Below are 12,155 nucleotides of genomic sequence, written 5' to 3' on the forward strand. Positions count from 1 at the left end.
TGTCCTTTTTTTTACTGTAAACATCATCCGCTCTAATGCAGTTTATGCTCTTGCAGGAAAGACTCACCACCGAGCTGGCTCATCTGACGCAGGATCCATTGCTGACGGCGTATGACATACGCAGAAGGCGCATTCACCTTAAACAGATGCGGATTCGGCAACACTGCGGCCAGTAACGCGGCCTGAGACGCAGTCAGGCGGCTGGCCGGTTTATGGAAGAAATGCTGCGCAGCCTGCTCGACGCCAAAGACGCCATCACCAAACTCCGCGATATTCAGGTACACCGTCAGAATGCGACGTTTTGTCCATACGGTTTCAATACCCACGGTCAGCCCGGCCTCAAGCCCTTTACGCACCCAACTGCGCCCATCCCACAGAAACAGGTTTTTAGCGGTTTGCTGGGATAATGTCGAAGCACCACGCATTTTTCCGCCGTCTTTATCCAGCACCGACTGAATAGCATCGACATCAAATCCCCAATGAGTCGGGAATTTCTGATCTTCCGCCGCCATCACCGCGAGCGCCATTGGTGAGGAAATCTCACTCATTGGCACCCAGTCCGAATGTGCAACATAACCAAAATCACCGGTCAGCCACGCGGAAATCTGGCGCTCCACCATCACGGCAGAAAAAGGCACGGGTAAAAAAGAAAAAAGAAGAATGCCCGCTACCCATAAGCAGAGTAACAGTATCACTGCGCGTTTTAGCCATAACAGCGGCGTACGCAACAGGCCTTTTCGAGTAATTTTATTCATTTGGCGCTTTCCACAACACATCCGACCATCTAATCAATCTCAATAATAACCTGCAAGATCAGGCTAGCGAAATGCTGCACAATATTGCTAACAATTGAGCAATAACAATGAAACTTTTGCTTACATTCAGAACGAAAAATTCCGATTAAACCACTACCATCAAGGAGTTCCGTCAAACAGTCAGGAACTCTTGCTTTTTTCACTGCGACTGATTTTTAAGCAAAAAAGTAAAATTTTTGTAAACTAATCAACAAAAGATACGTAAGATTAATTTATGATTCCGATCAGTGAAAGTGAATAAATTCTCATCAATTATTCCGTAATGCGTTAACGCACTAAGTCAAATACAACACCTGTGATACCTAAAAAATCAGCAGGGTGTGCACCTTTTTATCAGATAAAAAACGCATAAACCTAAGTGAAATTTTTTCATTTAAAATAAATTTCAGATCTCTTTTGGCTCCGGAGAGATCATTTCGCTGAAATTCACACTTAAACCATATATTACAACAAGTTGGCATAAATTTTTCAATTTATAGAACCGGTTTCATAGACGGGCATGTCGCAAATTCACCTGCAAAACCGCCTGCTATTGTTCACTTCCATAAGCAAAATTGCATGTCGCCAATACAACATCAACATGCTTCATTTGTATTCTGTCAAAAATCCTGCGATAAAGACTTGATGTTTTGTATAGACAAAGACTAATCTACATCACAGTTTTTAATGAATGTTGTAACAGTTCTGCTTATATTTGTTATGTTGATTGCTACAGGATGTATTAGACTTTAAACCTGAATTCCAAGACCTGCGAAAACCGAACCCTAAAAACTATCGTGGGTTACCTCTTTCCCTGGTGTTGGCGCAGTATTCGCGCACCCCGGCCTCGGCCGGGGTTATTTTTTTTCAGCGTTTGCCGTCCAGTCACGTAATACTTTGATGTCATTGCGCCATTCGGCCTTCAGCTCATCAATCCATTCCTGAACGTTATCCCACCAGGCTGGCAATGTCGGCGTCTGAATTTGTTGTGCCAGTTGCTGTAAATGTTTCAGGCCAACAGAACCCGCCGCGCCTTTGATTTTGTGGCCTTCCTCGGCAATCCCTTTTTGATCGCGTGCCGTCATGTTGGAATCAAGCACAGCCAGATAGCCCGGCATCATTTTTTCAAACATATCCGCACTCTGATAAATCAGTTTCGCCCCAACCAGGTCGATGTACTGCTCAAGCATGGCGGTATCAAGCAACGATTCGCTGTCTTTCATCACTACGGGCTCCTTTTCCACTACGGAAACGTCAGGCTGATGATCCCAGAACTGCTGAATCATCGCGGTCAGCGCGGAAACAGACAGCGGCTTGCTCAGCACGTCATCCATTCCCGCATCGAGATACTCTTTTTTGTCTTTCAGCACGTTTGCTGTCAGGGCAATCAGTGGCGGCAGATGTTGTCCGGCGTAATCGGTGCGCAGCTTGCGGGCAATATCCAGCCCTGTCATGTCAGGCAACTGGATATCCAGCAGTACCAGATCGAATTCGTCAGGATCGAACATCTCCAGCGCATCATGGCCATTCATCGCCACTTCCACGCTGTTACCTAACTTCTCCAGCACTGAACGCGCCACAATGACGTTCAGCTCAATGTCTTCGACCAGCAGCACGTGCAGCGCCGGTAAGGGCATGTCTTCTTCGTCACTGGCCAGGTCAGCCGGTGAATCCAGCGTTGGTGCGCGTACGACGAGCGTAAAGCAGGAACCCTGACCCGGCACGCTGCTGACGGTGATATCGCCGCCCATTGCCTGTGCCAGACGTTTTGAGACCGCCAGCCCAATCCCTGTGCCGGTCGCCGGTTTACCGCCGTTCTGATCTTTCACCTGATAATACATGGCAAAGATTTTGTCCTGCTCATCCTGCGGGATCCCCAGACCGGAATCGCGCACGACAAATCGCAGCATATCGTTCGGTTCATAATGCACGCTCAGCACAATCTCACCTTCGCGGGTGAATTTGACGGCGTTGCCGATCAGATTCCACAGAATCTGGCGCAGACGCGTGCCGTCCGTCGTAATACTGCGCGGCAACGGCAGGTCAGGCTCCATGATAAATTTCAGCCCTTTCGGCTGGGCCAGCAGTCCGGAGAGATTTTCCAGATCGGAGAGGAATTCGGTGAAATCAACCGGCTGGTTATCAAGCTGCACTTTGCGGCGCTCAATTTTGTCCATTTCAATAATATCGTTGAAGATATTGCCGAGGGTGATCGCGCTGACATGAATGGTTTTCAGGTAGCTGTGCTGTTCTTTGTCCAGCTCGGTGTCGAGCAAAATGCGGCTCAGCCCGACGATACCGTTAAGCGGCGTACGCAGCTCGTGGCTGATCGTTGAGATAAAAGTGGTCTTCTCACGGCTGGCGTTCTCTAACGCGTCCTGATAGCGCTTACGCTCGGTAATATCACGTCCGAAGCCCATCAGCCCGTGTCGCTTACCGATACGGTCATAAAACGGCACTTTACGCAATTCGAAGCAGGCTTTGCGCCCGTCCGGATAGACCAGCCATTGTTCGTAGGTCAGGGAAACGTTGTGACGGAAAACCTTCTCGTCGGTTTCGACCACTTTCTCGGCGATATCCGGAGTATAAACATCGTTGGGAGTCAGGCCGATCAGTTGCTTTTCACTTTTGCCGGTCAGCAGTTCCATCGCCCGGTTACAGCCGGAGAATTCTTTGTCTTCGTTGCGGTAATACACCAGGTCCGGCGAGGCATCGAGGAAAGAGCGTAATAATGCAGATTGCTGGCTCAGTTCGATCTGCGCCTGTTCGCGGTGCTGCATTTCGAGTTTCAGCTTATCGACCACTGCCAGACGCGCTTCTTCCGCTTTCACACGGTCGGCGATTTCCTGATTCAGTTGGGTGATGTTGTCTTTGAGTTGCTGATTCAGTTCGAGGTCGCGGTGGCGCATTTCTTCCAGTTTATCGACCAGACGCGCTAAACGCTGACGCGACTCTTCAAGTTGTTCAACCACCACCGACAGGAAGTAAACCGCCCAGGGCGTGATCAGCAAACCAAAGAAGATGGAACGAACGACGTCGATACTCTCAACCTGCCCGCGCAGGAGCATAGTGACCGCCATCTGGACAATCATTGCCAGTACCACCAGCGCAGACGCCAGCAACAGTGAGAATCTCACCAGCCCCAGCTTGACCATCAGATCGACATAATACTGCGCTAAAACCCGGATTTGCTTCATAACGTTTCCCTTAAAACGAAGTCGTCTGAATCATACCGCAAAACCTCACCGGCGTGATGGCAGGGGATAAATTGAGCGTGAAGTTTGTGAGATGCACCTTGCAGGGGCTTGTCATGGTGCAATGCAGGAAATAAGGGCAGAGTTATTGACTATTATCTGCGGTGATATTATTAATATCGGCCGGCTTTATCAGGCTGCACGCGTTGCCAACTGCCGTCCAGCTAACATTTTTTCCTTTTATCCTCCGAATATTTTCTCTCCCGGTGCGTTTCGCACAGGCATAACTATTCATTATTACTGCAAATAAAGTCATTCGTGGCAGTATGAATAATTCTTATTACAAACACCGGACTAACACATTATTACTGTCAGGTTAAAAACAGTGACAAACCGCATGGGTACAGTATTTTCCAGTATAAAATACTGGTAATTACGCCCCTGCCAGCACGGTGCGGAGATCTTACGCTTTCCCCATAGTGAGTCAGCTCACACTTTACGTGCATGCCCCCATCGGAAATATGCCAGCAAAAACCCCATAAAACATATATATTTCAAATAATTAAATCTCTTTATATCACTTTTAATATAACTTAAATCGCCATTTGACCTGTCTGTGCTTTCTCGCTAAGTTGGGAGTCCGCTGGAAGCAATCTCGACGGGTGAGCAACTCGTCATATTTATGCAGTAATTGAAGACTCCCTCATTAAAACAAGTCAACCACCACTTGTGAGAACCATCACGAGAGGCCTTTGACGGAGATGTCCGGGCAATCAACGCACCGCAAGAGTGCGCGAAATTGCGGACAAACCTCTGTGTATAAGCCCGCTCGCGATTGGTGTGAGAGTCTCGCAGAGCCTGGGGAGGTTCACGTAATGTTGTACGATAAATCCCAAGAGAGGGACAACTGTGGTTTCGGCCTGATCGCCCATATAGAAGGCGAACCTAGCCATAAGGTCGTGCGTACTGCGATCCACGCGCTGGCCCGTATGCAACACCGTGGCGCGATCCTTGCTGACGGCAAGACCGGCGACGGCTGTGGCCTTCATTTACAGAAACCTGACCGCTTCTTCCGCATGATTGCTGAAGAACGTGGCTGGCGTCTGGCGAAAAACTATGCCGTTGGCATGCTGTTCCTCAGCAAAGATGAAAAAGAAGCTGAGGCAAGCCGCCGCATTGTTGAAGAAGAGTTGCAAAACGAGACGCTGTCCGTGGTGGGCTGGCGTGACGTTCCGACCAATCCGGACGTACTCGGTGAAATCGCGCTTTCCTCCCTGCCCCGCATCGAACAAATTTTTGTCAACGCGCCTGCCGGCTGGCGTCCGCGTGACATGGAACGCCGCCTTTATATGGCGCGCCGCCGTATTGAGAAACGCATTCAGGATAAAGACTTCTATGTGTGCAGTTTCTCCAACGTGGTCACGATCTATAAAGGCCTGTGTATGCCTGCGGATCTGCCACGCTTCTATTTAGACCTGGCCGACCTGCGTCTGGAATCGGCCATCTGCCTGTTCCACCAGCGTTTCTCGACTAACACCGTCCCGCGCTGGCAACTGGCTCAGCCTTTCCGCTATCTGGCGCACAACGGCGAAATCAACACCATCACCGGTAACCGCCAGTGGGCGCGTGCCCGTGCGTATAAATTCAAAACGCCGCTGATCCCCGATCTGCAAGACGCCTCACCGTTCGTGAATGAAACCGGTTCGGACTCCAGCTCGCTGGACAACATGCTGGAACTGTTCCTGGCAGGCGGGATGGATTTACTGCGCGCCATGCGTTTGCTGGTGCCGCCAGCCTGGCAGCAAAACCCGGATATGGACGACGATCTGCGCGCATTCTTCGACTTTAACTCCATGCACATGGAGCCGTGGGATGGCCCGGCCGGTATCGTGATGTCAGATGGCCGTTATGCCGCCTGTAACCTTGACCGTAACGGTCTGCGTCCTGCGCGCTATGTCATCACCAAAGATAAGCTGATCACCTGTGCGTCCGAAGTTGGCATCTGGGATTATCAGCCGGACGAAGTGGTCGAAAAAGGCCGCGTCGGACCGGGCGAGCTGATGGTGATCGACACCCGCAGCGGCAAAATCCACCATTCTGCAGAAACTGACAACGATCTGAAGGGCCGCCATCCTTATAAGCAATGGATGGAGAAAAACGTTCAGCGTCTGGTGCCGTTCGAAGACTTGCCGGAAGATCAGGTGGGCAGCCGTGAGCTGGAAGACACCTTACTGGAAACTTTCCAGAAGCAATTCGGCTACAGCAGCGAAGAACTCGATCAGATCATCCGCGTACTGGGTGAAAACGGTCAGGAAGCCGTCGGCTCCATGGGTGACGACACGCCATTTGCCGTGCTCTCCAGCCGTCCGCGTATCGTGTATGACTACTTCCGCCAGCAATTTGCGCAGGTCACTAACCCGCCAATCGATCCGCTGCGCGAAGCCCACGTGATGTCTCTGGCGACCAGCATCGGCCGCGAGATGAACGTGTTCTGCGAAGCCGAAGGTCAGGCTCACCGTCTGAGCTTCAAATCGCCAATCCTGCTGTGGTCTGACTTTAAACAGCTGACCACACTCGACAGCAAACACTATCGCGCGGAAACGCTGGATATTACGTACGATCCGACCGAACAAAATATGGAGCAGTTCGTCCAGAAACTCTGTGACGAAGGCGAACAGAAAGTGCGTAACGGCGCGGTTCTGCTGGTGCTGTCTGACCGCAATATCGCCCCGAACCGCCTGCCGCTGCCTGCACCCATGGCCGTCGGTGCGTTGCAGTTGCGTCTGGTTGAAAAAAGCCTGCGATGCGATGCCAACATCATTGTTGAAACCGCCAGCGCCCGTGACCCGCACCATTTCGCCGTGCTGATTGGCTTCGGTGCCACTGCGGTTTACCCGTATCTGGCCTACGAAACCCTGGCAAAACTGGTCGACTCCCAGGTCATCGAGAAGAAATACCGTGAAGTGATGCTGAACTACCGTAACGGCATCAACAAAGGCCTGTACAAGATCATGTCCAAAATGGGCATATCAACCGTCGCCTCTTACCGTTGCTCGAAACTGTTTGAAGCAGTCGGTCTGGCGAAGGATCTGTGCAACACCTGCTTTAACGGCGTCGTCAGCCGTATCGGCGGTGCCGGTTACAGCGACTTCGAACAGGACTTACTGAACCTGTCCAAGCGCGCGTGGCTGAAACGCAAAACGCTGGATCAGGGCGGCCTGCTGAAATTTGTCCACGGTGGCGAATACCATTCCTATAACCCGGACGTGGTCACTACCCTGCAAGCCGCTGTCAACAGCGGTGATTACGACGATTATAAGAAATACGCCAAACTGGTAAACGAGCGTCCGGTGGCCACACTGCGTGACTTGCTGAAAGTCACGCCAAAAGGCCAGCCGATCCCTGTTGATCAGGTTGAACCGGCGGAAGGTTTATTTACCCGTTTCGATACCGCAGCGATGTCTATCGGCGCACTGAGCCCGGAAGCGCATGAATCTCTGGCCGAAGCGATGAACAGCATCGGCGGACGTTCTAACTCCGGCGAAGGTGGCGAAGACCCGGCGCGTTACGGCACCAATAAAGTGTCCCGTATCAAACAGGTGGCTTCAGGTCGTTTCGGTGTAACCCCGGCGTATCTGGTCAATGCTGACGTTATCCAGATCAAAGTGGCGCAGGGTGCAAAACCAGGCGAAGGCGGCCAGTTGCCGGGTGACAAAGTGACGCCGTACATCGCGAAACTGCGCTATTCCGTACCGGGCGTGACCCTGATTTCTCCACCGCCGCACCACGATATTTATTCCATTGAAGATCTGGCGCAGCTGATTTTCGACCTGAAACAGGTCAACCCGAAAGCGATGATTTCGGTGAAACTGGTGTCTGAACCGGGCGTCGGCACTATCGCCGTTGGCGTGGCAAAAGCTTACGCGGATCTCATCACTATCGCTGGCTACGATGGCGGCACCGGCGCAAGCCCGCTGTCTTCGGTGAAGTATGCCGGTTGTCCGTGGGAACTGGGCCTGGTAGAAACACAACAGGCACTGGTGGCCAACGGCCTGCGTCATAAGATCCGTCTGCAGGTTGATGGCGGCCTGAAAACCGGCCTCGACATCATCAAGGCAGCGATTCTTGGTGCAGAAAGCTTCGGTTTTGGTACCGGCCCGATGGTGGCGCTGGGTTGTAAATACCTGCGTATTTGCCACCTGAACAACTGTGCAACGGGCGTGGCAACTCAGGATGAAAAACTGCGTCGCAACCATTATCACGGACTGCCGGAACGTGTAGTGAACTACTTCAGGTTCATCACGCAGGAAACCCGTGAAATCATGGCCGAGTTGGGTGTCAGCCAGCTGGTAGATCTGATTGGTCGTACCGATCTGCTGACTGAGCTGGACGGTTTCACCGCCAAGCAAAACAATCTCGACCTTTCTGCGATACTGGCAACGGCCACGCCGCATGAAGGCAAAGCGGTGTACTGCACCGAAAGCAACCCGGCGTTCGACAAGGGTCAGCTGAATAAAGACATCCTGGAACAGGCCGCGCCGCATATCGATTCAAAACAGAGCAAAGCGTTCTACTTTGATATCCGCAACACTGACCGTTCCGTTGGCGCTATGTTGTCCGGTGCGATTGCAGAGAAACATGGCGATCAGGGCATGGCGGCTGATCCGGTGCGTATTAACTTCAACGGCACCGCAGGCCAGAGCTTCGGCGTCTGGAACGCAGGCGGCGTAGATTTAATGCTGACCGGCGACGCGAACGACTATGTGGGCAAAGGTATGGCGGGTGGCCGCATTGCCATTCGTCCGCCAATTGGTTCTGCGTTCCGCAGTCACGAAGCCAGCATCATCGGTAACACCTGTTTATATGGCGCAACCGGCGGCAAAATGTTTGCTGCAGGCCGCGCGGGTGAGCGTTTCGCGGTACGTAACTCCGGTGCCATCACCGTGGTGGAAGGCATCGGCGATAACGGTTGTGAATATATGACCGGCGGCATTGTTTGTGTGCTGGGCCGTACCGGCGTCAACTTCGGCGCAGGCATGACCGGTGGTTTCGCTTATGTTCTTGATGAAGATGGCGAATTCCGCAAACGTGTTAACCCGGAACTGGTTGAAGTCCTGGAAGTAGCCGATCTGGCTATCCATGAAGAGCATCTGCGCGGTTTGATCATCGAACACGTACAGCTGACCGCATCGACCCGTGGTGAAGAGATTTTGGCGAACTGGCCGGAATGGGCGCCTAAATTTGCCCTGGTAAAACCGAAGTCCAGTGATGTCAAAGCATTGTTGGGTCACCGTAGTCGTTCCGCAGCTGAGCTGCGGGTACAAGCGCAGTAAGAGGTTAAGATGAGTCAAAACGTTTATCAATTTGTCGACCTGCAGCGTGTTGATCCGCCTAAGAAAGCGCTGAAGATCCGCAAAATTGAGTTTGTGGAAATTTACGAGCCGTTCTCAGCAACGCAGGCCGCATCACAGGCTGACCGCTGCCTGTCCTGCGGTAACCCTTACTGCGAATGGAAATGCCCGGTTCACAACTACATTCCGAACTGGCTGAAGCTGGCGAACGAAGGTCGCATCATGGAAGCAGCCGACCTCGCGCATCAGACTAACAGCCTGCCGGAAGTCTGCGGGCGCGTTTGTCCGCAGGACAGACTGTGCGAAGGCTCCTGTACCCTGAACGATGAGTTCGGTGCAGTGACCATCGGTAACATCGAACGCTACATCAACGATAAAGCGATCGAGATGGGCTGGCGTCCGGATATGTCTCACGTGCAGCCAACCGGCAAACGCGTGGCGATCATCGGCGCAGGCCCGGCAGGTCTGGCTTGTGCAGACGTCCTGACCCGTAACGGTGTGAAAGCGGTGGTTTACGATCGCCATCCGGAAATCGGCGGCCTGCTGACTTTCGGTATTCCGGCCTTCAAGCTGGAAAAATCAGTGATGACCAAGCGTCGCGAAATCTTCACTGAGATGGGTATCGAATTCCAGCTCAATACCGAAGTCGGCAAAGATATCACTATTGATGCGCTGCTGGCGGAATACGATTCTGTATTCCTCGGCGTTGGCACCTATCAGTCCATGCGCGGTGGCCTGGCGAACGAAGATGCGCCGGGCGTGTACGATGCCCTGCCGTTCCTCATCGCTAACACCAAGCAACTGATGGGCTACGATGACAGCCAGGAAGAACCTTACGTGACGATGGATAAGAAACGCGTCGTGGTGCTGGGCGGTGGTGATACCGCAATGGACTGCGTGCGTACCTCGATTCGTCAGGGCGCAACGCATGTAACCTGTGCGTACCGTCGTGATGAAGAGAACATGCCGGGCTCGCGTCGTGAAGTGAAGAATGCGCGTGAAGAAGGTGTGGATTTCAAATTCAACCTGCAACCGCTGAGCATCGAGCTGAATGATTCAGGCCGCGTATGCGGCGTGCGTATGGCGCGTACCGAACTGGGCGCTCCGGATGCCCATGGCCGCCGTCGTGCAGAAATCGTGGCCGGTTCCGAACATGTGATGGAAGCTGATGCCGTGGTGATGGCATTTGGTTTCCGCCCTCACAAAATGGAATGGCTGGCAGCCCATGACGTTGAGCTGGACTCTCAGGGACGCATCGTTGCCCCTGAAGGCAGCGACAACGCCTTCCAGACCAGCAATCCGAAAATCTTCGCGGGTGGCGATGCAGTTCGCGGTTCTGATCTGGTGGTGACAGCGATTGCTGAAGGCCGCAAGGCCGCAGAAGGCATCATGAACTTCCTCGAAGTCTGATCCGGCGGGGCATCAAAACGGGGCTGCCAGCGATGGCAGCCCCGTTGTTTTTTTAATCGTATGCAATCTGCACTGGCGAAAAGAGGCGGCGGCGTATTTAAGGCAATAAAAAACCCCACGTAACAACGCAGGGTTTAAGCATGAAGCCGGATTGAGCGGGTTGTTATTTCACAACACGCAATGCCGGGCGACCACCGCGAGGCGGTGTCGGCGGCTCATCATCCGGATCTTCTTCAGCCACATCCGGCAAATCACCATCAATGACTGACATGGTCGGTTCTGTCGGCTCATCAGCGCTCAGGTCACCGTCAAAGGCACCTTCGGCTTCATAAGCAGGTTCAGGTTCGAACATGGTACCGGCACCGTTTTCACGGGCATAAATTGCCAGAACAGCAGCAATCGGTACAAACACGTTACGCGGTACGCCACCAAAACGGGCGTTAAAGCGTACGTCATCATTACCCAGTTCGAGATTGCCGACAGCACGCGGCGCAACGTTCAGAACAATTTGTCCGTCACGCGCAAACTCCATCGGCACCATCACGCCAGGCATCGTCACGTCAACCACCAGATGCGGGGTTAACTGGTTGTCCAGCAACCAGTCATAAAAAGCCCGCAGCAGATAGGGGCGACGCGGAGACATGTCGGTCATCTCCATACCTTAACCTCGGGTATGCAAACGCATTTCGCGCTCTGCTTCGGTCAGGGAAGCCAGGAAAGCATCACGTTCGAAGACGCGGGTCATGTAGCCTTTCAGCTCTTTCGAACCGGTACCTGACAATTCAATGCCCAGCTCTGGCAAACGCCACAACAGCGGAGCCAGGTAGCAATCGACCAGACTGAACTCTTCGCTTTTGAAATAAGGCATGTACGAGAAGATTGGCGCAATCGCCAGCAGCTCTTCACGCAGTTGCTTACGTGCAGCGTCCGCTTCAGTCGCAGAACCTTGCTCGATTTGACGCATCAGCGAATACCAGTCATTTTCGATGCGGTGCATCATCAGACGGCTCTCACCACGGGCAACCGGATAAACCGGCATCAGCGGCGGATGCGGGAAGCGCTCATCAAGATATTCCATGATGATGCGGGATTCAAACAGGGTCAGCTCACGATCAACCAGTGTCGGTACAGTGCGGTAAGGGTTGAGGTCAATAAGATCCTGCGGCAGGTGATCCATCTCAACCTGCTCGATCTCGACACTGACACCTTTTTCCGCCAGTACGATACGTACCTGATGGCTAAAAATGTCGGTCGGGCCGGAAAACAGCGTCATTACCGAACGTTTGTTGGCAGCGACAGCCATGAAAACCTCCAAGTTTATCTAGAATATTACAGCGAGTTATCGCCAGCCTGCAGTTTTTGTCCCGTAGTTTCATAGACAACCATCGGCAAGGCGAACCCAGCCA

6 protein-coding genes are annotated in these 12,155 nt (G+C 52.7%); 2 read left to right on the forward strand and 4 right to left on the reverse strand.

Annotated elements, in window-relative coordinates:
• Positions 1 to 32 precede the first annotated feature (32 nt).
• Both mtgA and arcB read right to left on the reverse strand, forming a co-directional pair.
• Positions 33 to 755 carry a monofunctional biosynthetic peptidoglycan transglycosylase gene (gene mtgA, locus DXU84_RS14465; protein ID WP_013577232.1) on the reverse strand — a complete coding sequence of 241 codons (723 nt, stop codon included), beginning with the start codon at positions 753 to 755 and terminating at the stop codon, positions 33 to 35.
• An 896-nt stretch (positions 756 to 1,651) separates the two neighbouring features.
• Positions 1,652 to 3,991, reverse strand: a complete 2,340-nt coding sequence (arcB, locus tag DXU84_RS14470; protein ID WP_013577233.1) for an aerobic respiration two-component sensor histidine kinase ArcB — start codon at positions 3,989 to 3,991, stop codon at positions 1,652 to 1,654.
• Between the two features lie 872 nt (positions 3,992 to 4,863).
• On the opposite strand from arcB, the gene gltB reads away from it, so the two are divergent.
• Both gltB and DXU84_RS14480 read left to right on the forward strand, forming a co-directional pair.
• Complete coding sequence (gltB, locus tag DXU84_RS14475) at positions 4,864 to 9,321, forward strand: glutamate synthase large subunit (RefSeq protein WP_112151045.1); 4,458 nt, start codon at positions 4,864 to 4,866, stop codon at positions 9,319 to 9,321.
• Between the two features lie 9 nt (positions 9,322 to 9,330).
• Positions 9,331 to 10,749 (forward strand): glutamate synthase small subunit, encoded by a 1,419-nt coding sequence (locus DXU84_RS14480; RefSeq protein WP_013577235.1) that lies wholly within the window; start codon positions 9,331 to 9,333, stop codon positions 10,747 to 10,749.
• A 163-nt stretch (positions 10,750 to 10,912) separates the two neighbouring features.
• Here DXU84_RS14480 and sspB read toward each other — a convergent pair whose 3' ends face one another.
• Both sspB and sspA read right to left on the reverse strand, forming a co-directional pair.
• Entirely contained in the window at positions 10,913 to 11,407 is a 495-nt protein-coding gene (gene sspB, locus DXU84_RS14485) for a ClpXP protease specificity-enhancing factor (protein ID WP_013577236.1), read from the reverse strand.
• Positions 11,408 to 11,410: 3 nt separating this feature from the next.
• The gene (gene sspA / locus DXU84_RS14490) at positions 11,411 to 12,052 is read right to left on the reverse strand and encodes a stringent starvation protein SspA (protein ID WP_013577237.1); all 642 of its coding nucleotides are present in this window, start codon (positions 12,050 to 12,052) and stop codon (positions 11,411 to 11,413) included.
• Positions 12,053 to 12,155: the final 103 nt, after the last annotated feature.

The organism is Rahnella sp. RcJ3, assembly GCF_009498575.1.
In the GTDB taxonomy this organism is placed as follows: domain Bacteria; phylum Pseudomonadota; class Gammaproteobacteria; order Enterobacterales; family Enterobacteriaceae; genus Rahnella; species Rahnella aceris.

Coding starts and splice junctions, on each gene's coding strand:
- mtgA (WP_013577232.1), bottom strand. CDS start 755: ATGAATAAAATTACTCGAAAAGGCCTGTTGCGTACGCCGCTGTTATGG.
- arcB (WP_013577233.1), bottom strand. CDS start 3,991: ATGAAGCAAATCCGGGTTTTAGCGCAGTATTATGTCGATCTGATGGTC.
- gltB (WP_112151045.1), top strand. CDS start 4,864: ATGTTGTACGATAAATCCCAAGAGAGGGACAACTGTGGTTTCGGCCTG.
- DXU84_RS14480 (WP_013577235.1), top strand. CDS start 9,331: ATGAGTCAAAACGTTTATCAATTTGTCGACCTGCAGCGTGTTGATCCG.
- sspB (WP_013577236.1), bottom strand. CDS start 11,407: ATGGAGATGACCGACATGTCTCCGCGTCGCCCCTATCTGCTGCGGGCT.
- sspA (WP_013577237.1), bottom strand. CDS start 12,052: ATGGCTGTCGCTGCCAACAAACGTTCGGTAATGACGCTGTTTTCCGGC.